Here is a 23,476-nt window from a genome sequence, read left to right on the forward strand (position 1 = left end):
GCCGGTCCGCGCACCCGGGAGGAAGAGGCTCACGGGGATGCGGCGGTCCCGGTGGGCGCGCCGGCGGTCGAGGTCACTGGCCCGCCCAGAGCGGGCTGAACCGGCCGGGGCGGGCCCGGTCCGGCCCGTTCAGCCGGTTCAGCCGGTTCAGCCGGTTCAGCCGGTTCAGCCGGTTCAGCCGCCGAGGCTCTCCCGGTAGGCCACGCATTCCTCGTAGGAGGGCAGCAGGCCCTGTTCCCGGGCCTCGGCCAGGGTGGGCGCCTGCTCGTCCTTGGCGGAGAGCAGCGGCGTGAGGTCCTCGGGCCAGTCGATGCCGATCGCCGGGTCGAGCGGGTGGATGCCGTGCTCGCGCTCGGGTGCGTACCCCTCGGAGCAGAGGTAGATCACGGTGGCGTCCTCGGTGAGCGCCATGAAGGCGTGACCGAGGCCCTCGGAGAGGTAGACCGCGTGATGGTCCCGGTCGTCCAGGCGGACCGTCTCCCACTGGCCGAAGGTGGGTGAGCCGTCCCGGATGTCCACGATCACGTCGAGGACCGCGCCGCGCACGCACTTGACGTACTTGGCCTGGCCGGGCGGCACGTCGGCGAAGTGGATGCCGCGCAGGGTGCCCCGGCTGGAGACGGACATGTTGGCCTGGGCAAGCGTGAGCGGGTGGCCGGCCGTCCCGGTGAAGACCGGGGCCTTGAACCACTCGTGGAAGCTGCCCCGGCCGTCGGGGAAGATCTTCGGCTCGTGCACCCAGGCGCCGGAGAGGGAAAGGGGTCGCATCGGAGGGGTCCTCAGTTCTTCTTCTGCTGCTGGTTCGTCAGTGAACGCTTGATACGCCCGGCGGCCCGACGCCACAGGGGGCGGGACGGCGCGGACGGCACCGGGTCCGGCTTCCCCGGGGCGGGCGCGGCCGGCGGGGTGTGCCGGTCGATCACCCGGGCGGTGCCGTCGGCGGAGACCACCACGTCGACCGGGAGCCGGGTCCATTTCGCCTCGCCGCGGCCGGCGGACGGCACGCCGATCCGGACGGCCCAGCGCTTCCCGGTGAGCTTCTCCAGCGGCAGCGTGGCGCTCACGGTGCGGCCGGACACCTCGGCGTCGGCCGGGAACTTGCCCACGTTCTTGCGCTCGAAGCGGAGCTGCACCGGGTTCCCGGTGTCCGCCGCGACGTGCAGCGGCAGCGGCAGCCGTACGGCGGAGCCCTCGACCACGGCCCCGGCCGGGTCCATCAGGGCCACCGCCTCGCGCTCCAGCTTGTTGGTGTGCTGGTCGACGTCGAGGGAGAGGTTGCCCGGCCCGTCGGTCCAGTACGGCAGGACCAGCCGCCTCGGCTCACCGGTGAGCGCGGCCAGCCGTCCGGCCTCCGCGTCCTCGCCGCGTACCGCGCCGAGCCGGGTCTCCTTGCTCCAGCCGCAGGACTTGATGCGCAGGTGCAGGTCCCAGATGCCCTTGTCCAGGGGCTTGCCCGCGGCCGCGGTCTCCGGGTCGAGAACGGCGCGCGCGGTGATCCGCTGGCGGAAGGAGCCGGCCTCCGCGTCCAGGCGGTGCCGTTCGCACTCGACCGGGAGGTAGTACTGCACGGCGTTCTCGCGGTGCCGGACCACCAGGTCCACGTCGCTCTTGTCGACCGGGGCGGCCAGGGTGACGCCCTGACCGGCCAGCGCCTCGAGCGCCTTGTCGGACAGCGGCAGGCCGAGCAGGTCGTGCTCGCCCTCCCCCTCGCCCTCCCGGCGGAAGGTCATCGGCTCGCCGTCGATCTGGTACTCGGAGGTGAATCCGATGTTCAGGACGCCGCCCTCCCAGACCAGGGAGTCCAGGGTGCCGGTGGGCCTGATCCCGGCCTCCCAGTGGGCGAGGGCGCGGATGTCCTCGTAGTGACCGGCGGCGATCAGTCCGGCCACCACCCGCTGCGTGGGGGCGACCCTGGCGAACACGCCCGGGCCGAAACGCTCGGTGACCACACCCCGGATCTCGCGGTACAGCTCCTCGGCGTAGTCCTCGGGGAGCTTGAGCAGCCGGTCGCCGCGCAGCCGCTCGACCATCTCGACGCGTAGCCAGCGGCTGAACAGCTTGTCGCGCAGCGGGCCGGGCTCGGTGAGCTCCTCGACCACGTCGAGGGCCTCACGAAGGTTGTTGAAGTAACCGGCCGGGTCGAAGCGCTGGAAGCCGGCGTTGGAGCCGTCGTCGCGGGTGATGTGGTAGTAGCACAGGTAGTCGCCGAGGACGGCGACGCTCTCGGCCCGCAGATAGGCCTCGACGACGAAGACGTGGTCCTCCAGCCGGCGGCGGCCCTCCTTGAATCGCATGGTGTGCTGTGCGAGGAACTCCCGCCGGAACATCTTGTGCGGGGTGAGACTGTCGATCAGAGGCGCGTTCTCCACCGTCGCGCGCGGCCGGTTGACCCGGAACAGCTCCTGCGGGACCGGGCGGCCGATGCCCGCCATCTTTCCCACGACCACGTCGGCGTCGTTCGCCCTGCCGTAGTCGTACATCCGCTCCAGGGCCTCGTCGCCGAGCCAGTCGTCGTGGTCGGCGAACATGATGTACTCGCCCCTGGCCGCGTCGATGCCGGTGTTGCGGGGCTTGCCGGACCAGCCGGAGGCCTCCTGGTGGATGACGTGGATGTGGGGGTGTTCGGCTGCCAGCCGGTCCAGCCGGGCGGGAGTCTCGTCGGTGGAACCGTCGTCGACGAAGAGGACCTCGAACTCGTCGGGGGTCAGGCTCTGCCGCAGCAGGCCAGTGATGCAGTCCTCCACGTACTTGCCCGGGTTGTAGACCGCGATGACGACGCTGACCTTGACTGTCACGCCGGGTTCTCCTTCTCGTGGACCCGGTGGATCTCCGGGAACGCCTCGGTGAGGGCCGCGCGCCAGTCACGCGGCGGCTCGATGCCGGCGGCGGCGAGGCGCTCGTGGCCGAGCACGCTGTAGGCCGGGCGGGGGGCGGGGCGGACGAACGCCTCGCTGGTGGTGGGACGGACCCGGTCCGGGTCGGCGCCGAGCAGGCGGAAGATCTCGCGGGTGAAGCCGTACCAGGTGGTCTCGCCGGAGGCGGTGCCGTGGTAGATCCCCGCCGGGGCGGTACCGGCCAGGGCTCCGCGCCCCAGCTCGAGCAGCAGACCGGCCAGGTCGGCGCTCCAGGTGGGCTGGCCGCGCTGGTCGTCCACGACGTCCAGGGTCTCGCGCCGGCCCTCCAGACCGATCATGGTGCGGACGAAGTTGGGGCCGCCCGTGCCGTACAGCCAGGCGGTGCGGACGACGTAGCCGCTGTCCGGGAGGGTCTTCAGGACGGCCTGCTCACCGGCGAGCTTGGTGCGGCCGTAGGCGCTGCGCGGGGCGGTGGGGGCGTTCTCGGCGTACGGCGTGGTGGCGTCGCCGGCGAAGACGTAGTCGGTGGAGACGTGGAGCAGGACGGCGCCGGCGCGGGCGCAGGCGTCGGCGAGATGGGCCGGGCCGTCACCGTTGATCGCGAGCGCCTCGGCCTCGTGGGTCTCGGCGTCGTCCACGGCGGTCCAGGCCGCGCAGTTGACGACCACGGCGGGCCGGTGGCGCTGAAGCGTCCGCCGCACGGCGTCGGCGTCCGTGAGGTCCAGCGCCGTCCGGTCGAGGGGGGTGGCCTGCTCACCCGCCGCGGCCAGCCGGGCCAGCACGTCCTGGCCGAGCATGCCGCCCGCCCCGGTGACCAGCCAGCCGGCCGGAGCGTCGGCCTGTTCCTTCATCGGGTTCATCCCTCTTCCCTCTTGTCCTCTGTGCCGGATGGCGCGGGCCGCCGCCGGGGGCCGGGCCGCGCGCGGATATGCCTGAGCGGGCCCGGGGCTTGTCCCGGGCCCGCAGAAGGTGGGGGCCCGGGGCGAGGGCGGACCCCGGCCCGCAGGGGGTGAAGGCGCGTCAGCTCAGCGCCGCCCGCTCCTTCAACGGCTCCCACCAGGCGCGGTTGTCCCGGTACCACTGGACGGTTTCGGCGAGGCCCTCGCGGAAGTCCTTGCGCGGCTCGTAGCCCAGCTCTTCGCGGATCTTCGTGCAGTCGACGGAGTAGCGGCGGTCGTGGCCCTTGCGGTCCTCGACGTACTCCACGCTGGTCTCCCAGTCGGCGCCGCACGCCTCCAGCAGCAGCCCGGTGAGTTCCTTGTTGGAGAGTTCGGTGCCGCCGCCGATGTTGTAGGCCTCGCCCGCGCGGCCCTTGGCGCGGACCAGTTCGATGCCCTGGACGTGGTCGTCGATGTGCAGCCAGTCGCGGACGTTGCCGCCGTCGCCGTACAGCGGGACCTTCCTGCCGTCGAGGAGGTTGGTGACGAAGAGCGGGATGACCTTCTCGGGGAAGTGGTGGTGTCCGTAGTTGTTGGAGCAGCGGGTGACGCGGACGTCCAGGCCGTGGGTGCGGTGGTAGGACAGTGCGATCAGGTCGCTGGAGGCCTTCGCCGAGGAGTAGGGCGAGTTGGGCTGCAGCGGGTGGGTCTCGGGCCAGGAACCCTCGTCGATCGAGCCGTAGACCTCGTCGGTGGAGATGTGCACGAAGGTCTTGATGCCGGTCCGGTGCGCGGCGTCGATGAGCGTGTGGGTGCCGACCACGTTCGTGCGGACGAACTCCGCGCCGCCGTCGATGGATCGGTCGACATGCGACTCGGCGGCGAAGTGCACCACCTGGTCGTGTTCTGCCATCAGCTTGCCGACCAGCTCCGGGTCGCAGATGTCGCCCCGCACGAAGGCGAACCCGGGGTGATCACGGACCTCGTCGAGGTTGGCCGGGTTGCCCGCGTACGTCAGTTTGTCCAGGACGGTGATCGCGACGTCACCGGGGCCCTGGGGGCCGAGCAGCGTACGGACGTAGTGCGAGCCGATGAAGCCGGCACCGCCGGTCACCAGGATCCGGGTCGGGCGGGCCGGGGAGGCTTGGGAAGAGGGGGCCGTCATGAGGAGATCTGCACCTTGCTGTGATCACCGAGCACGAGCCGGTGGGCCTTGGGGTTACGGGGAGCGGGCGTGACCTCGACATCGCGCCCGATGAGCGAGGCCTCCACCCGGCGCACACCGGTCACGGACGAGCCCCGCAGAACGATGGAGTACTCGATCTCGCTGTCCTCGATCCGACACCCCTCGGACACCGAGGTGAAAGGGCCGACGTACGCGTCGTTGACCACCGTACCCGCGCCGATGACCGCGGGCCCGACGATCCGGCTTCCGCTGACGCGCGCGCCCTCCTCGATGCGCACCCGGCCGATGATCTCGCTGGCCTCGTCCACCACGCCCGCGTTGTGCGGCTCCAGGGTCTCCAGGACGGACCGGTTGACCTCCAGCATGTCGGTGACGTTGCCGGTGTCCTTCCAGTATCCGGAGATCGTGGTGGAGCGGACGTCCCGCTTCTCGTCGATCAGCCACTGGATGGCGTGCGTGATCTCCAGCTCACCGCGCCAGGAGGGCTCGATGGAGCGGACCGCCTCGTGTACGGCCGGGGTGAACAGGTAGACGCCGACGAGAGCCAGATCGCTCTTCGGCTGCTTCGGCTTCTCCTCCAGATTCACCACCCGGCCGTCGCCGCCGAGTTCGGCGACGCCGAAGGAGGTGGGGTCGGGGACCTTGGTCAGCAGGATCTGCGCGTCGGGCCGCTCGGCCCTGAACTCCTCCACCAGTCCGGTGATGCCACCGACGATGAAGTTGTCGCCGAGATACATGACGAAGTCGTCGTCGCCGAGGAAGTCCTGGGCGATGAGCACGGCGTGCGCCAACCCCAGGGGGGCTTCCTGGGGGATGTAGATGGCCTCGATCCCGAAGCGGGAGCCGTCCCCCACCGCTTCACGGATCTCGTCCGCGGTGTCACCGACGATGATCCCGACCTCACTGATCCCGGCTTCGGCGAGTGCTTCCAGGCCGTAGAAGAGCACAGGCTTGTTGGCGACGGGCACCAGCTGCTTGGCCGAGGTGTGGGTGATGGGACGGAGACGGGTCCCCGCTCCCCCGGACAGCACGAGAGCCTTCACTTCTTATGCCCCAATACTCTGCTTACGCAGGGAAAAGTTCTCACTTGTCCAAATTTAACGCTATTCTTAAGTCGTATTATATCTCTGACGCGAGATCTTCGATTCGTCGGCCATTCACCCATTCGATTCTTGTGTGACAGCCGAGGTCCGGGACAAAAGCAATCCGCCCCCGGCGAGGCCGGGGGCGGATCACCATCCTCGTACGGTCGACGTCACTCCCCGTCGGTGGTGCTCGACACGGACGGCGAAGACTGCTGTTCGGCCGCCGCGGTCTTCTTCGCCGCGGTCTTCCTCACCGTCGTCTTCTTCGCCACCGTCTTCTTCGCGGCAGCCTTGGCGGCAGTCGTCTTGGCCGCGGTCGTCTTGGCCGCGGTCGTCTTGGCCGCGGTCGCCTTCTTCGCCGTCGCCTTCTTGGCGGTGGCCTTGGTGGCGGTGGCCTTGGTGGCGGTGGCCTTGGTGGCCGCCGTCTTCTTCGTGGCGGCCTTCTTCACCGTGGCCTTCTTCGCCACCGTGCGGGCGGCCTTCCCGGCCTGAGCCGTCGCGTCGGCTGCTTCCCCGACGGGCGCCTCCTCCGTGGCGGCCCCCGCCTCGTCAGCCTCGTCCGCCGTGGCCGACGGGACGACCACGACGGCCGCCTCCTCGGACGCGGTGGTGGACACGGTCGACTTGCGCACCGCGCGGCGGCGCGGGCGCGGCGGCGCGGCGGTCTCGGCCACCGGCTCGGGCGACTCCGCCGGCTCGGCCGGGGACTGCGCGGCCACCGGCTCGGACGCCTGCTCGGGCTCCGACGGGACGGCCGTGGGAACGGTCTCCGTGACCGTCACCACCGCGGCCTCGGCGCCCGCCGGGGAACCGGCCGGAGCGGACACCTTGCGGGTGGCCCTGCGGCGCGTACGGCCCTGAGGAGCGGCCTCCTCGGCGGCGGGTGCCTCAGCCGGGGTTTCGGCAGGGGCCTCGACGACCGGGTCCTCGGCGGCGGCCGGTGCGGCGTGCGCCTCGGCGGCCGACTCCGGCCGCACCGGACGCGCGGCTTCCTGTGCGGCCGTCGTGTCCTGGGCCGTCGGCGCCTGGACCGTCGACGCCTGGACCGAAGGCTCCTCGGCCGTGGCCGCGCCGCCCGTGGTCTCGGCGGTGGCCTGCTCGCGACGGCGCTCCTCGCGCCTCGGGGCGCCGGCCGGGGCCGAGGCCCTCCGGCTCACCCTGCGACGGCCGCGTCCACGGGTGGCCGCGGCCTCCGCCTCGGCGGCGCTGCTGTACAGCTCCTCGTCGGGGGTGTACTCGAGGGCCGGGAGCGCGACCGGCTCGGCGGCCTCGGCGGCGACCTCGGCCTCCGTCTCCGGCTCCGCTTCCGCCTCCTGCTCCTGCTCCTGCTCCTGCTCCGCCGTCGGGACGACGTCGGCCTCGTGCTCGTGGAGGTGCTCCTCGGCCCGCGGCCGCTTCCTGCGCTTGCCGCCGCCTCCGGCGGAGGTGGGCTGGTCCAGGTGGACGATGACACCGCGCCCGTTGCAGTGGACGCAGGTCTCCGAGAACGACTCCAGCAAACCCTGGCCGACCCGCTTGCGGGTCATCTGCACCAGGCCCAGCGAGGTCACCTCGGCGACCTGGTGCTTCGTACGGTCCCGGCCCAGGCACTCGAGGAGGCGCCGCAGCACCAGGTCCCGGTTGGACTCCAGGACCATGTCGATGAAGTCGATGACGATGATGCCGCCGAGGTCGCGCAGCCGCAGCTGACGCACGATCTCCTCGGCCGCCTCCAGGTTGTTCCTGGTGACCGTCTCCTCGAGGTTTCCGCCCTGACCGGTGAACTTGCCGGTGTTGACGTCGATGACGATCATCGCCTCGGTCCGGTCGATCACCAGCGAACCGCCGCTGGGCAGCCAGACCTTGCGGTCGAGCGCCTTGGCGAGCTGCTCGTCGATCCGGTACGTGGCGAAGACGTCGACCTCGCTGGTCCACTTCTGCAGCCGGTCGGCCAGGTCGGGCGCGACATGCGCGACATACCCGTGGATGGTCTGCCAGGCCTCGTCGCCACTGACGATGACCTTGGAGAAGTCCTCGTTGAAGATGTCCCGCACGACCCGGACGGTCATGTCCGGCTCGCCGTACAGCAGCGTCGGCGCGTTCGAGCTGCCGCCGTTCCTGGACTTCTTCTTGATGTCCTCCCACTGTCCCTGCAGCCGCTCGACGTCACGGCGCAGCTCGTCCTCGCTCGCGCCCTCGGCGGCGGTGCGCACGATGACGCCCGCGTCCTCGGGGACGACCTTCTTGAGAATGGTCTTCAGCCGGGCCCGCTCGGTGTCGGGCAGCTTGCGGCTGATGCCGGTCATCGAGCCCTCGGGGACGTACACGAGGTAACGGCCCGGGAGGGAGACCTGGCTGGTCAGACGGGCGCCCTTGTGCCCGATCGGGTCCTTCGTCACCTGGGCGAGGACCGGCTGGCCGGACTTCAGCGCGGCCTCGATCCGGCGCGGGCCGTGGGCCATGCCCAGCGCCTCGAAGTTGACCTCACCGGCGTAGAGCACGGCGTTGCGGCCCTTGCCGATGTCGATGAAGGCGGCCTCCATCGACGGCAGCACGTTCTGCACCTTGCCGAGGTACACGTTGCCGACGTACGAGGTGGCCTGCTCCTTGTTGACGTAGTGCTCGACGAGCACGCCGTCCTCCAGGACGCCGATCTGCGTACGGTCGCCGTACTGCCGGACCACCATGACGCGCTCGACGGCCTCGCGGCGGGCCAGGAACTCGGCCTCGGTGATGATCGGGACGCGTCGGCGGCCCTGCTCACGGCCTTCCCGGCGGCGCTGCTTCTTCGCCTCCAGACGCGTGGAGCCCTTGATGGACTGCACCTCGTCCGACGGCTCGGAAGCCTTGCGCGGCTCGCGCACCTTGACGACGGTGCGCTCGGGGTCGTCACCGGAGACCTCGGCCTCGCTGCCGCCGTCGCCGGCCCTGCGGCGCCTGCGGCGACGGCGACGGCTGCTGCTGGAGCCGCCCGCGGCGCCGGTGTCGTCACGGTCCTCGGCCGACTCCTCGGTGTCGTCCGTGTCGTCCGTGTCGTCGGCGGACCCGTCGTCGGTGTCCTGCTCGGCGTCGCCCCCGGACTCGTCGTCCTCGGCGTCGGCATCGGCATCGGCGGACTCGCCGCGCCTGCGGCGACGGCCGCCCCGGCGACGGCGACGGCGGGAGCCGGGGCCCTCGTGCTCGTCCTGATCGTCGTCCGCGTGGTCCTCGGCCTGGTCGTCGACGTCCGCGTCGGCGTCCGTCCCGTCCTCGGCGCGGGTGTCGACAGCGGGCTCGGTACGGGTGCTGCCGGAAGCGGTCCGGGCGGCCGGTGCCGCCTCGGTCTCGTCCGCGGCGCCCCGGCGACGGCGCCGGCGGCGGGAGGCGACGGGCTGCTCCTCCGGCAGCTCCTCGGTCTCCTCCGGCTCATCGGGCTCCACCGTGCCGACGGCCTCGGCCGCCGCTTCGGCGGCGGCCCGCTCCGGGGTCTGGAACTGGGGCTCGGTGAACACGGGAGCCTGGAAGACGGCGACCGCGGGACGTGCGGGACGCTTCGCCGTCCCGGCCTCGGCGGCTTCGGCCGACCCTGCGGCGGGGCGGGCGGGCTCGGCGAATCCGGCGGCGGGCTTGCGGACCGCACGGCGTCGGCGGCGCGGAGCGGCATCGTCCGCGGCGGGCACCTCGGGCGCCTCGGACGCCTCGGATGTCGCGGACGCCTCGGATGTCGCGGGGGGCTGCGAGGTCTCTCCGGTGGTCTCGCTCACGGGAGCCTTCGCCTCCTCGGCGGGGGAGGCGGTGGCCTCGGCGGTCGCGGGGGCGGAGACACGGCGTGAGGCGCGACGCCGGGTACGGCGGGGAGCCGCGTCGTCGGCGACGGCGGTCTCGGCGGTGTCCGCGAGGGCGGCCTCCGCGAGGGCAGCCTCCGCGGGGGCCGTGTCCACGGGGGCGGCGGTGCCGGAAGCAACCGCGGCGTCGGCGGCCCGCGTGCTGTCCGCGGTCACGGTGCTCTCGGCACCCGCGGAGCTCTGTGCCGGTTCGGCAGGTTCGGTGGTCCCGGCGACGGTGGCCGTCGGCGAGGTCACGCGGCGCGTGGCACGACGGCGCGCACGCGGCGGGGCCGCTTCCACGGCCGGCTCGGCCGGCTCGGCGTCCGCGACGGGCTCGGCGGCCGGAGCGTTCGGCACGGCCGGGGTCTCGGTCGCCGGTACGACGGTCTCGGCGGTGTTCGCCGCTTCCGGCGCGTCCGCGGACGAGGCCGGGCGGCGCACCACGCGACGGCGCCTGCGCGGAGCGGCGTCGTCCGCGACGGCCTGCGTCCCGGCCCGGGCCGCCGTCGGCTCGGGTGCTGCGGCCGTGTCGGTTCCGGTGCCTTCCGCGGCCTCGAGCTCGTCGTTCTCGTCGAGCGGCTCGGCGGCCGGTATGGCCGGGGCGGTCGTCTCCTCCGCTGTGCCGGAGGCCGCAGTGGGCGGGCCGGCGGGGCGGGACGCGGCCCGGCGCCGACGGCGCGGCGGCAGGGTGTCGCTGGGGCTGTTCGGTTCGGAGCCCTCTGTGGGCTCGGTCGGTTCGAGCATGCGGGGGTTTCTCCCGTCAGGCTCCCGGGCGCCGCACCTGGTCCGGCGATGCCGGTGACGTCCGCGGTTCGCGCGAAGCGCGGTTACCGCCGTCCGGGGCGCGGGCGCCGCACGGGAGCTCTCTAGTGTCCTGTCTCACCGGTTCCGTACACCGAATGCGCACGGCCTGGCGAAAGTCTTGTGGTGGGTGCGCTGCCCGACCCAGGTGGCTCCCGAGGTACGAGGGCGGCGCTACGACGTCCGTCCCTACGCGGGACCTTCCTTACACCGACGCCGTCGCGGTGGCAGTGGCACCGGCCGGATGCGGCGCGGTCGCTGCTGCCTCGCGGTCGGGCGCGAGCGGGTCGGTCACCGTGCCGGTCTCTTCATCGAGCAGCCCCTGCGCCAGCCTGGTCACCGCTGCGGGGACCGGCGGCGCCAGATCGGCCACGGCGCGGAGACCGGACAGGACGTCGTCGGGTCGAACGGCAGGCGTCACGTGCCGAACAACCAGCCGCAGTATCGCACAGGGCCGGTCGGTCGACCTATCAGCCGGTGAAGAGGGTGCTTCCACGCTCTCCAGTTCCACGACCGCGGAACGGGCGTCGAACGTACGGACGCCGCTCTTCGTCCGGCGCTGCACCTCGACGGTTTCCGCCGCGTTGAAGGCGTCCACCGCTCGACGGGCCTCCTCGGCGTCGACACCGTCCAGCCGCAGCTCCCACACCGAGGCCGTGAGCCGGTCGGCGAGCCCCGGGGTTCGGGCCTCTGCCGCCTCCACGATGTCGAGGCCGGTGGGCAGCGACTCGTCGAGGAGCATTCTGAGCGGTTCCGGATCACGCTGCTGGGTGAGCGCGATCTCGAGGTACTCCGCCTCACTGCCCGTGCCGGTGGGTGCGGCATTGGCGTACGAGACCTTCGGGTGCGGCGTGAACCCCGCCGAGTACGCCATCGGCACCTCGGCACGGCGCAACGCGCGCTCGAAGGCACGCTGGAAGTCACGGTGGCTGGTGAACCGGAGGCGGCCGCGCTTGGTGTAGCGCAATCGGATGCGCTGCACCGCGGGTGCGGGCGGCGGGCCTTCGGGCTGTCGCTTGCCCAGTGTCGTTCAGTCCTTCGTGAGTGCGGTCGTACTGCTACCAAGAGTACGCGTGTCACCGCCGATAGGTTCCCGTCGGTTCTCACCCCGTACCGGCCGCTGTTCCCCGACCAGCACCCGTCGCAGGTCGGCGCGCGTCCGCCGCAGCGTCAGGCGCGCGGAGGCGAGGGACTGCCGGACGGCCCGCCCCACGGCACGCGCCGCCTCGGCGGCGGGCCGCAGCACCGCGTCCCGCACCACGTGCCCCACCGGCGTCAGCACACGCGTGTACACCCAGCGCACCGGTTCCACGACGACCCACCGGAAGAGGGCCTTCAGGAACCGCCCCACCGCGAGCGAGACGTACCCGGCGACCCGCCAGGCATGCCCGAGGGCGTTCCAGATCTCCCGCGCGACGACGGCGAGCACCCGCCCGACCGGCACCAGGACCCAGCGCCATACGGCGAGCAGGGGCAGCACGAACAGGATCCGGGTGATCCAGTACAGCCCCGTACCGATGCCGGTGACGAGCACGCCCACCAGCCATGCCAGCCCTTTCGCACACCAAGCGACGGTGCGGCCGACGGGCGTGAGCACCCATGTGTACAGCCACACACCGGGCACGACGACGAGGTACCGCGTGAGCCAGGAGAGGGCCGCGAACACCCCGAGTCCGATCACGGCGGACACGGACCCGATCCCGCGCAGCACCCACATCACCCCGTGCCCGAAGGGCGTCAGCACGCGCGTGTACAGCCACACCAGCGCGTGCCCGAGCGGCACGAGCACGTACCGGTACAGCCACCCGGCGGGCACGACGACCACCAGGTTCCCGAGCCATGCGAGCGCTCTGCCGAGCGGCACGAGGACATACCGCCACAGCCCCACCAGCGGCCACACGAAGACCGCGCGCCCGGCCCACAGCAGCGCCCGCCCGAGCGGACGGAACACGGCGCGGTCCAGCCACCGCGCGGCGACGGCACACGCGTCCCACACCAGCCGCACCGGCAGAACCACGAGGAACACGACGATCCGCACCGGCAGGCGGATCGCCACCACCAGACATCCCTCGCCCGCCGCCACCTCCGGCTGCCGCGACGGATGCCGGTGTACGGGCGGTGCCGGCCTCTCGGCGTCCAGCTTCTCCAGGTCCATCAGGACCTAGCCAGGGGACGCCCCGCTTTAGCGGGGTGGGGAATGGCTTCTCTGTGCTGTTCTGACCTCAACCGGGTGCGCGGATCGGCACTGTTCACCTGAACCCACCTCTCTGGCGTACTAGACTTGTGGCGCCTGTATAGTGACTGCGTGACCGTGACCAGGAAGGTTCGCCGATTCTCCGGTGGCGTGTATGACCTGGGGCTCCACGTGGTGTGGTGCCCGAAGTACCGCCGGCCGGTCCTCGGTGGCCGGGTCGCGGAACGACTGGACGAACTGATCCGGCAGAAGGCCGACGAACGGGGGTGGGAGATCGTGACGCTCGAAGTCATGCCCGACCACGTCCACCTGTTCGTGAAGCACGACCCGAAGTCGTCGGCCTCGTACGTGGCCAACCAGTTCAAGGGCTTCACTTCCCGTGTACTTCGCGAGGAGTTCCCGCACCTGAAGTCGCGAATGCCTACGCTGTGGTCGTCGTCGTACTTCGCGGCGTCGGTGGGTGCCGTGTCGGCGGCGACGGTCGAGAAGTACATCAGCACCCAGTGGGAACGCCCGGGGAAGAAGGGGGACGGCCCGTGATCCGCGCGTACAAGTTCCTCCTGCGCCCCACCAAAGGTCAGGCGGCGGCCCTCACCGGCATGCTGCGGGACCACTGCTCCCTCTACAACGGCGCCCTCCAAGAGCGGCGCGACGCCTACCGGCACGCCTCGAAGACCACCGTCCGCTACGGCGACCAGTCCGCTCAGCTCAAAGACATCCGGGCGTTCGACCCGGAGCGTCAGAGCCGCTGGTCGTTCAGCTCGCAGCAAGCCACCCTGCGCCGTCTGGACAAGGCGTTCCAGGCGTTCTTCCGCCGGGTCAAGGCCGGGCAGACGCCGGGCTACCCCAGGTTCAAGGGTGTGGGGCACTTCGACACCGTCACGTTCCCGAAGGACGGCGACGGCTGCCGCTGGGACTCCACCCCGCACGATTGGCAGACCCGCGTACGACTGCAAGGCATCGGGCATGTCCGCGTGCACCAGCACCGGCCCGTGCAGGGCCGCGTCAAGACGATCTCGGTGAAGCGCGAGGGGAACCGCTGGTACGTCGTCCTCGCCTGCGACAACGTACCCGTCGAGGAGCTGCCGCCGACCGGGGCGATCGTCGGTATCGACATGGGAGTTGCCCACTTCCTGACCACCTCGGACGGCGAACACGTCGCCAATCCGCGCTTTTTCCAGACGATGGCCGACGAACTGGCCGAAGCGCAGCGGCATCTCGCGACGTTCCCGAAGCGGACCCGGCAGCGCACCAAGAAGCATCGCGCCGCTGCCCGGAAGGTCGCCAAGCTGCACGGCAGGATCCGGCGGCAGCGGGCCGACTTCCACCACAAGACCGCCCGTAAGCTGATCGCCGGCCACGATGTGATCGCGCACGAGCGGCTGAACACGGCGGGCATGACCAAAGCCCCCGCGCCCAAGGCCGACCCCGAGCAGCCCGGCGGTTTTCTGCCGAACGGTGCTGCCGCGAAGGCCGGGCTCAACCGCAGCATCCTCGACGCGGGTTGGGCGCAGTTCCTCGGAATCCTGGCGAACAAGGCTGAGAGTGCCGGTCGCCTGGCGGTTCCGGTGGACGCGCGCAACACCTCCCGCACGTGCTCCGAGTGCGGGCATGTCGCGAAGGAGAACCGTGTCACCCAGGAAAGGTTCCGGTGCACGGCGTGCGGGTTCGCGGCGAACGCGGACCACGTCGGCGCGACGAACGTCCTCAACAGGGCCGGGCTGGTCCTCTGCACGGCGGCTTAGCCACCGACGCAGGAAGCCCGCGCGTTTACGCGTGGGTGGAGTCACGCAAGTGAGGACGCCCCGGCAAGCCATTCGGATGCACCGGCACCGGCACCGGACCGACGCGCCGCCCTCCCCGCATCCGGCATCCGGCATCCGGCATCCGGCATCCGGCATCCGGCATCCGCGAATCTACAATGCTGTAGAAATCAGCTCTGGAGTGTCACCGCCGCGCGAACCCGCCGTCCTTATTCGCACCTCGGGCATGGCGCGCGGCACGAAGGAGCAGATACAAGCACGATGAACGACCACCCTGCCCCCACGGGCGCCACGCCCCGGCCCCGGTCTCCGCGGCACGTCCTGGCGCAGCGAGCCCGCGCCCTCACCGAAGCCCGCTGGTTCGCTCTGTCCGTCCTCGCCCTGATCATCGCCAACGCGCTCCTGCTCGGAGCCGAGACCTACAGCGGACTCGCCCGCGACTGGCACCACGGGTTACGTCTCGCCGAGCACCTCTGCCTCGCCGCCTTCACCGTCGAGATAGCCGTGCGCGCCTGCGCCCACGCCGACCGCCCCCGCGACTTCTTCCGCGACCCCTGGAACCTCTTCGACCTGGCCGTCATCGCCTGCGCGTTCCTGCCCCTGGTCCGCGAGAACACCACCGTCCTGCGGCTCCTGCGCCTCGCCCGCGTCCTGCGCACCGCCCGCTTCCTGCCCCAACTGCGCATCGTCATCGTGGCGGTGGCCCGCAGCCTGCCCGGCACCATCAGCTTCCTGCTGGTGGGCACGCTCCTGCTGTACGTCTACGCCATGGTCGGCTGGGTCTTCTTCGGCGAGGCCGACCCGGCCCAGTACGGCTCCCTCGGCCGCGCCGCCCTCACCCTCTTCCTGCTGATGACCCTGGACGGCCTCGGGGACGCGGTCCACGCGGGTCTGGAGGTCTCCCGCTGGAGCATCCTCTACTACGCCTCCTACGTACTGATCGCCTCGTTCGTCCTGGTCAACGTCCTCATAGGAGTCGTCATCAACTCCCTGGAGGAGGCCCGCGAACTGGAACGCGAGCAGTCCCCCGCCCCTGACGCCCCCTCGCCCCCTGCCCCGATCCGCACCACGATCCCGGCCCCGTTCCCGGCGCCACTTCCGACCCCGGATCCCGCCGTGGACCTGCGCACCCGCATCGCCATCGCCAGAAGGGCCTTGGACGATCTGGAAGCCGTCCTCCCGCCCCTCCTCACCACCCAGCCACCCGAGCCGGCCCTCGCACCCGCACCCGACCCGGCGCGTCCGTAACACCCCACCCCCGTCGCGGGCCGCGAACGCCGGTGGGCCCACTCCGATGTTCCGGAGTGGGCCCACCGAACGGCTCGGGACGACGACTCAGGACGTCGCACCGCTGGGAGCGGACGCCGCGTTCTTCACCGTCAGCGGGAGCAACTTCTTACCAGTTGGTCCGATTTGAATACTGGTGTCGAGCTGAGGACACACGCCGCAGTCGAAGCACGGGGTCCAGCGGCAGTCCTCGACCTCCGTCTCGTCGAGGGCGTCCTGCCAGTCCTCCCAGAGCCAGTCCTTGTCGAGACCGGAGTCGAGGTGGTCCCAGGGGAGGACCTCCTCGTAGGCGCGCTCGCGGGTGGTGTACCAGTCGAGGTCCACGCCGAACTGCGCCAGCGACTTGTCGGCGCAGCGCATCCAGCGGTCGTAGGAGAAGTGCTCGCGCCAGCCGTCGAAGCGGCCGCCGTCCTCGTAGACCGCGCGGATGACCGCGCCGACGCGACGGTCGCCGCGGGAGAGGAGGCCCTCGATGATGCCGGGCTTGCCGTCGTGGTAGCGGAAGCCGATGGAGCGGCCGTACTTCTTGTCACCGCGGATCTTGTCGCGCAGCTTGGTCAGGCGGGCGTCCGTCTCCTCGGCCGACAGCTGCGGGGCCCACTGGAAGGGGGTGTGCGGCTTGGGGACGAAGCCGCCGATCGAGACCGTGCAGCGGATGTCGCCGGAGCCGGAGACCTCGCGGCCCTTCTGGATGACGTTCATCGCCATGTCGGCGATCTGGAGGACGTCGTCGTCGGTCTCGGTGGGCAGGCCGCACATGAAGTAGAGCTTCACCTGCCGCCAGCCGTTGCCGTAGGCCGTGGCGACGGTCCTGATCAGGTCGTCCTCGGAGACCATCTTGTTGATGATCTTGCGCATGCGCTCCGAGCCGCCCTCGGGGGCGAAGGTGAGGCCGGAGCGGCGGCCGTTGCGGGTCAGTTCGTTGGCCAGGTCGACGTTGAAGGCGTCGACGCGGGTGGAGGGGAGGGAGAGGCCGACCTTGTCTTCCTCGTAGCGGTCGGCGAGGCCCTTGGCGATGTCGCCGATCTCCGAGTGGTCGGCGGAGGAGAGGGAGAGGAGGCCGACCTCCTCGAAGCCGGTGGCCTTGAGGCCCTTCTCGACCATGTCGCCGATGCCGGTGATGGAGCGCTCGCGCACCGGGCGGGTGATCATGCCGGCCTGGCAGAAGCGGCAGCCGCGGGTGCAGCCGCGGAAGATCTCCACCGACATGCGTTCGTGGACCGTCTCGGCGAGCGGGACGAGGGGCTGCTTGGGGTAGGGCCACTCGTCGAGATCCATGACCGTGTGCTTGGAGACGCGCCACGGGACGCCCGACCTGTTCGGTACGACGCGGGCGATCCGGCCGTCGGGGAGGTACTCGACGTCGTAGAAACCGGGGACGTACACGCCGCCGGTCTTCGACAGGCGGAAGAGGAGTTCCTCGCGGCCGCCGGGGCGGCCCTCCTCCTTCCAGGCGCGGACGATCCGGGTGACCTCCAGGACGGCCTGTTCGCCGTCGCCGAGGACGGCGCAGTCGATGAAGTCGGCGATCGGCTCGGGGTTGAACGCGGCGTGGCCGCCGGCCATGACGATCGGGTCGTCCAGGCCGCGGTCCTTGGCCTCGAGCGGGATGCCGGACAGCTCCAGGGCGGTGAACATGTTGGTGTAGCCGAGCTCGGTGGAGAAGCTCAGGCCGAACACGTCGAAGGCCTTGACCGGGCGGTGGCTGTCGACCGTGAACTGGGGGACGCGGTGCTCGCGCATCAGCTCCTCCAGGTCCGGCCAGACGCTGTAGGTGCGCTCGGCGAGGACGCCGTCCTGCTCGTTGAGCACCTCATAGAGGATCATGACGCCCTGGTTGGGCAGTCCGACCTCGTACGCGTCGGGGTACATGAGTGCCCAGCGGACGTCACAGCTGTCCCAAGGCTTGACCGTGGAGTTGAGCTCTCCGCCGACGTACTGGATCGGCTTCTGCACATGCGGGAGCAGAGCTTCGAGCTGTGGGAACACAGACTCGGCGGCTTCGGCAGGCATCTCGGGAACCTTTGTGCGGGGGCTGGGGACTCCCCGGCCGGAGACGGCTGGGGGCGGGGGTGACCATCCAGCCTAACCCGGCCGGGAAGGTCCCCCCGAACGCCGGCCGGAGGCGGTGGAAGGTGTCAGAAGTCGGTGCTGTCCCCGATGGATGTCCAGGTTTCCGGGAGCGCCGCCTCGGCGATCTCCGCGCGGCGTTCCTCGCGTCCGTAGAGCAGGCCGTGGGTGAAGGCGCTCTCCCCCGCCGCGTGGGCAACGGCGGACAGTTCGCGCAGGGTCCGGCGGGCCATGACGCTGTCCTGGTGGTCGCCGAGCAGGCCCTGGAGCGCCTTCATGTCCGAGACCAGGTCCTTGGCGGGAGCCTTGAGGGCCGGGCCGGAGGCTTCGGCTGCGTAGCGGGTGCGCTTGGTCTTCTTGCGGGCCTCGTGCAGGGTGACGTCGCGCTCGCGGCCGGGCGGGAGGTCCAGGGCCCGGGTGACGAGGCCGGACACCTTGCCGAGGTCCTTGCGCAGGGCCTTGGTGAGCGTTTTGGACGGCTTGGACGCGGCCTTCTTCCGCAGGGGCGGATCGGCCAGCAGGGCGTCGAGGGCTTCGAGCAGGGTGAGGTAGCGGCGGGAGTCGAGGACGGCGGTGACCTTGCTGTGGGCTCCCCTGTGGCCGGTCTCGGCCCAGGTGGTCAGCCGGTCGCGGACGGGGCCGGAGACGAGGGCGTCGGGCAGTTCGTCCAGGGCCGACAGCAGGCGCTCGGCGAGTACTTCCTGGTCGCGGTCCAGACCGAGTTCGGCGGCCAGCCACTTCAGGTCGACGCCGATCGGGTCGGTGATCTCCCGGTCCAGGACGGACCGGAAGGAGCGGAAGGTGCTGCGCAGGCGGCGGGTGGCGACCCGCATGCGGTGTACGGAGTCGGGTACGTCCTGGCGTACGGCGGGGTCGAGTTCGACGAGCGCGTCCCGCTGGGCGCGGACGTAGGCGAGGACGTGGTCGCCGGCGGTGACGGGTTTCCCGAGCGGGCGACTGCGGTGTTTCTGCTTCGGTGCCGCGACCGGGGCGACCGCGTCGACGGGGGCGGCTCCCTCGTAACGGCCGGCCGTCACGGCGCCCGTGGCCTTGGCCTTGCCTTTTGCCTCGCCCTTGCCTTTTGCCTTGTTCTTGTCTTTGCCCTGGGCCTGGGCCTTGCCCGTGGCCGGTGCGGTCTCGGTGAGGGCTCGCGCCAGTTTGGAGGGCGCCTTCGACGGGCGGACGCCTGCCTTGCGGAGCCGTTTGTCGACCTTGTCGAGGAAGGCGGGGTCGCCGCCGTCGGCGAGTTCGACCTCGATCTCGGTCCACCGGGCGGTGCCGCCCTCGCCTGTGAGGCGTTCGGCGTGCACGGCGTCGACGCTGACCTCGGCGAGGAGTCGGCCGGCCGCGTCGAGGAGATGGCGCAGGTCCCGGTCGGAGCGCAGCCGGACCACGGGGGTCAGTTCGGCGCCGCGGACACGGGAGCGGACGAGCCGGGCGAGGCTCTCCGGGACGGTGTCGGAGAGCGGGGCGTGGATCTCGTCGCGTACTCCGGGGGCCACCGGGAACTTCAGGTGCCAGCCGGCGTCGGAGCCGCCGGTGCGCCTGCGGAGGGTGAGGGAGGCTGCGGCGAGGCGCTCGTCGACGGTGTCGTAGTAGACGGCGTCGAGGTGGGCCACGCCCCGGTCGATGACGGACCCGACACCGGGGAGGCCGGTCAGATCGGGGAGTCCACTGTCGCCGGACTCGTACTTTCGCTCGATTTCTCGTTTTGTGTCCGTCATGACCCGAATCTACCCGTCGCCGGTGGTCTCACCGACCGGTTTCCCCGGTCGGTGCCGGGGAAACCGGGTCAGACGAGGAGGCCTGTGGACCGGGTCGGGGGTCGGGTCGTGGCGGACAGGGGGCGTTGCAGTCTGATCGACTGCAGGAGGCCCACGGCCAGCCACACCGCGAACATCGACGACCCGCCGTAGGACACGAACGGCAGGGGCAGACCGGTGACCGGCATGATGCCGAGGGTCATGCCGATGTTCTCGAAGGACTGGAAGGCGAACCAGGCGACGATGCCGGCGGCGACGATGGTGCCGTACAGGTCGGTGGTGTCGCGGGCGATGCGGCAGGCGCGCCACAGGATGATGCCGAGCAGGACGATGATGAGCCCGCCGCCCACGAAGCCGAGTTCCTCTCCGGCGACGGTGAAGACGAAGTCGGTCTGCTGCTCGGGCACGAACTGGCCGGTGGTCTGCGAGCCCTCGAAGAGTCCGGAGCCGGTGAGCCCGCCGGAACCGATGGCGATGCGGGCCTGGTTGGTGTTGTAGCCGACGCCGGCGGGGTCGAGTTCGGGGTTGGCGAAGGCGGCGAAGCGGTTGATCTGGTACTCGTCGAGCACCCCGAGTTGCCAGACGGTGATCGCGCCGATCGCGCCGGTGCCGATCAGGCCGAAGACCCACCGGTTGGAGGCCCCGGAGGCGAGCAGGATGCCGAGCACGATGACGACCATGACCATGACCGACCCGAGGTCGGGCATCAGCATCACGATCAGCATGGGGACGGCGGCCAGTCCGAGTGCCTGCAGGACCGTGCGGTGGTCGGGGTAGGGCTTGTCGCCCGCGTCGACCCGGGCTGCGAGCAGCATCGCCATGCCCAGGATGATCGTGAGCTTCACGAACTCGGAGGGCTGGATCGAGAAGCCGCCGCCGAGCTTGATCCAGGAGTGGGCGCCGTTGATGGTGGAGCCCAGCGGGGTGAGCACCAGGAGGATCAGCAGGACCGAGAAGCCGTAGAGGACCGGCACGGCGGTGCGCAGGGCGCGGTGGCCGAGCCAGAGCATGGCGATCATCAGGGCCAGGCCGATGCCGGTGTTCAGCCAGTGTCGGAGCAGGAAGTAGTACGGGTCGCCCTGGTTGATGTCGGTGCGGTTGCGGGTCGCCGAGTAGACCAGGAGGGAGCCGAGCAGCGACAGCGCGATCGCGGCCAGCAGTATCGGCCAGTCGAGGCGCCTGGCCAGGGAGTCGCGGGCGAGGAGCCGTGTCCAGCCGGCCCGCTCGGGTCCGTATCCGGAGACGTGGAAGCTGTTGACTCCGCCGGTCATGCCGCCGCCCTCCGGCCTGCCGCGCGGCGCGCCCGGAGGATGCCGAGCCGACGCCCGTCGGCCGGCCGTCCGTCACCCTGGCGTCCGTCGCCCGTCCGTCCGCCGCCCGACGGTCGGTCACCCTGTCTGCCGCCGCCCCGCCGTGCGCCTCTCCGCCGTGCGTCGCGGCGGCGGGTGTCGCGGTTGGCGGGCGGGGGCGTGGTCGTGGTCGCGCCCTGCTCCTGTGCCTGGCCGTCACCGTCGTCGGGTGCCTGCTCGCTCTCCGCGGCGTCCCTCTGGTCCTTGGCCGGGTCCTTGGAGATCTTCGGGGAGACGATGGTGCCGTCCGTCCTGACCTTGGGCAGCGTCTTCTGCGGGGTGGGCAGCAGTGCCTTCTTCTTGTCGATGTCGCCTTCCGGGGAGACGCCGTACAGCGCGTTGTAGATGTTGCGCACGGCGGGGCCCGAGGCGCCGGAGCCGGTACCGCCCTGAGCGATCGTCATGACGACCGAGTATTCCTTGGTGTAGGTGGCGAACCAGGAAGTGGTCTGCTTTCCGTAGACCTCCGCGGTGCCGGTCTTGGCGTGCATCGGGATCTCGTCCTGCGGCCAGCCGCCGAACCGCCAGGCGGCCGTACCGCGGGTGGCGACTCCCTCGAGGGCTCCGTCTATTTCCGCGAGGGTCTTCTTGGTCACCGGCAGCTTGCTCTGCGCCTCGGGCTCGATCTCCGTGACCTGCTTGCCGTCGGGGCTGATGACGGCCTTGCCGACGGTGGGCCGGTGGAGCGTGCCGCCGTTGGCGAGGGCCGCGTAGACGGAGGCCATCTGGATGGGGGTGACGAGGGTGTCGCCCTGGCCGATGGAGTAGTTGACGGAGTCACCGGCGCGCAGGCGGTTGCCTTCGAGACAGTTCTCGTAGGCGATCTGCTCGACGTAGCTGCCGCCCTTCTTGCCGGACTTGCACCAGGCGTCCTTGTTGGCCTTCCAGTAGTCGCGCTTCCACTGGCGGTCGGGGACCCGGCCGGTGACCTCGTTGGGCAGGTCGATGCCGGTCAGCTCGCCGAGGCCGAACTGGTGGGAGGTCTTGTAGAACCAGTCCTCGGCGTTCTTCTTCGGCTTGTTGCCGCCGTCGCGCTTCCACTCCTCGTGGGCGAGGCGGTAGAAGACGGTGTCGCAGGAGACCTCGAGCGCACGGCCGAGGCTGATGGCGCCGTGGCTCTGGGACTCGAAGTTCTTGAAGACCTGGCCGCCGATGGAGTACGAGCTGGAGCACTCGTAGGGCCCCTCGAAGGAGTGCCCGGCGTTGACCGCGGCGGCGGTCGGGATGACCTTGAAGATGGAGCCGGGTGCCGACAGACCCTGGATGGCGCGGTTCAGCAGCGGGTAGTTGGAGTCCTTGCCGGTGAGGTTCGCGTAGTCCTTGCCGGAGATGCCGCCGACCCAGGCGTTGGGGTCGTAGCTCGGGTTGGAGGCCATGGCGACGACCCGGCCGGTCTTGGCCTCCATGACGACGACGGCGCCCGAGTCGGCCTCGTAGAGGCGGTTGGTGTTGCGGTCCATCTCCTTGCGGGCGGCCTTCATCGCCTCGTTCAGCTCGTACTCGGCGATCCGCTGGACACGGGAGTCGATGCTGGTGACGAGGTTGGCGCCGGGTTCGGCGGGATCGGCCTGGGCCTCACCGATGACGCGGCCGAGGTTGTCGACCTCGTAGCGGGTGACGCCGGCCTTGCCGCGCAACTCCTTGTCGTACTCGCGCTCGAGGCCGGAGCGGCCGACCTGGTCGGAGCGCAGGTACGGCGATGCGGTGTCCTGCGCCTTCTGGAGTTCCTCGTCGGTGACGGGCGAGAGGTAGCCGAGGACCTGGGCGGTGTTGGCCTGCCCGGGGGCGGCGTAACGGCGTACGGCCTGGGGTTCGGCGGTGATGCCGGGGAAGTCCTCGGCGCGCTCGCGGATCTGCAGGGCCTGCTTGGCGGTGGCCTCGTCGGTGATGGGGATGGGCTGGTACGGCGAGCCGTTCCAGCAGGGCTGGGGGGTCTCGGCGTCGCACAGCCGGACCTTCTCGATGACGTCCTTGGCGGGCATGCCGAGGACACCGGCGAGCTTGGTGAGGACCGCCTTGCCGTCGTCCCGCATCTTCATGAGGTCGGTGCGGGAGGCGGAGACGACCAGCCGGGTCTCGTTGTCGGCGAGGGCCACTCCGCGGGCGTCCAGGATGGAGCCGCGGACCGCGGGCTGGACGACCTGCTGGACGTGGTTGCCGGAGGCCTTCTTGGCGTACTCGGCGCCCTCGCGGATCTGGAGGTACCACAGGCGCCCGCCGAGGGTGCCGAGGAGGGAGAGGACGAGGACCTGGATGACGACGAGCCGGATCTGGACCCGTGTGCTGCGCCCGGTCTCGGGAATGTTGGTCACGCGGCTTCTCCCCCCTCTCCATGCGCGTACGACGGCGCGTGTACGACTGATGCCTGTACGAGTGCTGCGTGTAGGACTGCTGCGTGTACGACTGATGCCTGTACGAGTGATGAACGGCGGGGCCGCCCGGCGGGGTTCCGCTGCCGTT

General features: G+C 70.9%; 15 protein-coding genes. 3 read left to right on the forward strand and 12 right to left on the reverse strand.

The annotated features are described in order from the left end of the window. Nucleotides 1-174: 174 nt before the first annotated feature. The 8 genes from rfbC to V4Y04_RS11940 all read right to left on the reverse strand — a co-directional run bounded on the left by rfbC (nucleotide 175) and on the right by V4Y04_RS11940 (nucleotide 12,745). The gene (gene rfbC / locus V4Y04_RS11905) at nucleotides 175-768 is read right to left on the reverse strand and encodes a dTDP-4-dehydrorhamnose 3,5-epimerase (RefSeq protein WP_332427594.1); all 594 of its coding nucleotides are present in this window, start codon (nucleotides 766-768) and stop codon (nucleotides 175-177) included. An 11-nt stretch (nucleotides 769-779) separates the two neighbouring features. Continuing rightward, complete coding sequence (locus tag V4Y04_RS11910; protein ID WP_332427595.1) at nucleotides 780-2,795, reverse strand: glycosyltransferase; 2,016 nt, start codon at nucleotides 2,793-2,795, stop codon at nucleotides 780-782. Continuing rightward, a complete protein-coding gene (gene rfbD / locus V4Y04_RS11915) occupies nucleotides 2,792-3,715 on the reverse strand; it encodes a dTDP-4-dehydrorhamnose reductase (protein WP_332427596.1) in 924 nt (307 codons plus the stop codon). The genes V4Y04_RS11910 and rfbD overlap by 4 nt, the downstream gene beginning before the upstream one ends. A 160-nt stretch (nucleotides 3,716-3,875) precedes the next feature. Beyond that, entirely contained in the window at nucleotides 3,876-4,898 is a 1,023-nt protein-coding gene (rfbB, locus tag V4Y04_RS11920) for a dTDP-glucose 4,6-dehydratase (RefSeq protein ID WP_332427598.1), read from the reverse strand. Beyond that, nucleotides 4,895-5,962 (reverse strand): glucose-1-phosphate thymidylyltransferase, encoded by a 1,068-nt coding sequence (locus tag V4Y04_RS11925; protein WP_332427599.1) that lies wholly within the window; start codon nucleotides 5,960-5,962, stop codon nucleotides 4,895-4,897. The genes rfbB and V4Y04_RS11925 overlap by 4 nt, the downstream gene beginning before the upstream one ends. 212 nt (nucleotides 5,963-6,174) lie before the next feature. Next, nucleotides 6,175-10,533, reverse strand: a complete 4,359-nt coding sequence (locus tag V4Y04_RS11930) for an Rne/Rng family ribonuclease (protein WP_332427600.1) — start codon at nucleotides 10,531-10,533, stop codon at nucleotides 6,175-6,177. A 262-nt stretch (nucleotides 10,534-10,795) separates the two neighbouring features. Beyond that, entirely contained in the window at nucleotides 10,796-11,572 is a 777-nt protein-coding gene (locus V4Y04_RS11935; protein WP_332427602.1) for a TIGR03936 family radical SAM-associated protein, read from the reverse strand. 48 nt (nucleotides 11,573-11,620) lie between these two features. Further along, entirely contained in the window at nucleotides 11,621-12,745 is a 1,125-nt protein-coding gene (locus V4Y04_RS11940; protein WP_332427603.1) for a hypothetical protein, read from the reverse strand. Between the two features lie 156 nt (nucleotides 12,746-12,901). Here V4Y04_RS11940 and tnpA point away from each other — a divergent pair, with 156 nt between their 5' ends. The 3 genes from tnpA to V4Y04_RS11955 all read left to right on the forward strand — a co-directional run bounded on the left by tnpA (nucleotide 12,902) and on the right by V4Y04_RS11955 (nucleotide 15,795). Then, nucleotides 12,902-13,324, forward strand: a complete 423-nt coding sequence (gene tnpA / locus V4Y04_RS11945; RefSeq protein WP_332432800.1) for an IS200/IS605 family transposase — start codon at nucleotides 12,902-12,904, stop codon at nucleotides 13,322-13,324. Further along, the gene (locus V4Y04_RS11950; protein ID WP_332427604.1) at nucleotides 13,321-14,529 is read left to right on the forward strand and encodes an RNA-guided endonuclease InsQ/TnpB family protein; all 1,209 of its coding nucleotides are present in this window, start codon (nucleotides 13,321-13,323) and stop codon (nucleotides 14,527-14,529) included. The genes tnpA and V4Y04_RS11950 overlap by 4 nt, the downstream gene beginning before the upstream one ends. Nucleotides 14,530-14,808: 279 nt before the next feature. Then, nucleotides 14,809-15,795: an ion transporter gene (locus V4Y04_RS11955; protein ID WP_332427605.1), complete on the forward strand. Its 987-nt coding sequence runs from the start codon at nucleotides 14,809-14,811 to the stop codon at nucleotides 15,793-15,795. 87 nt (nucleotides 15,796-15,882) lie between these two features. Here the strand turns inward: V4Y04_RS11955 and V4Y04_RS11960 are convergent, their stop codons facing one another. The 4 genes from V4Y04_RS11960 to mrdA form a co-directional block, all read right to left on the reverse strand. Continuing rightward, nucleotides 15,883-17,847 (reverse strand): TIGR03960 family B12-binding radical SAM protein, encoded by a 1,965-nt coding sequence (locus tag V4Y04_RS11960; protein WP_332427607.1) that lies wholly within the window; start codon nucleotides 17,845-17,847, stop codon nucleotides 15,883-15,885. Nucleotides 17,848-17,972: 125 nt separating this feature from the next. Then, nucleotides 17,973-19,628 carry a CYTH and CHAD domain-containing protein gene (locus tag V4Y04_RS11965; protein WP_332427608.1) on the reverse strand — a complete coding sequence of 552 codons (1,656 nt, stop codon included), beginning with the start codon at nucleotides 19,626-19,628 and terminating at the stop codon, nucleotides 17,973-17,975. Between the two features lie 68 nt (nucleotides 19,629-19,696). Further along, nucleotides 19,697-20,938 carry a rod shape-determining protein RodA gene (rodA, locus tag V4Y04_RS11970; RefSeq protein WP_332427609.1) on the reverse strand — a complete coding sequence of 414 codons (1,242 nt, stop codon included), beginning with the start codon at nucleotides 20,936-20,938 and terminating at the stop codon, nucleotides 19,697-19,699. Then, the gene (mrdA, locus tag V4Y04_RS11975; protein ID WP_332427610.1) at nucleotides 20,935-23,328 is read right to left on the reverse strand and encodes a penicillin-binding protein 2; all 2,394 of its coding nucleotides are present in this window, start codon (nucleotides 23,326-23,328) and stop codon (nucleotides 20,935-20,937) included. Before mrdA ends, rodA begins: the two co-directional genes overlap by 4 nt. Between the last annotated feature and the right edge of the window lie 148 nt (nucleotides 23,329-23,476).

It is taken from the genome of Streptomyces sp. P9-A2 (assembly GCF_036634175.1).
Classification (GTDB): domain Bacteria; phylum Actinomycetota; class Actinomycetes; order Streptomycetales; family Streptomycetaceae; genus Streptomyces; species Streptomyces pratens.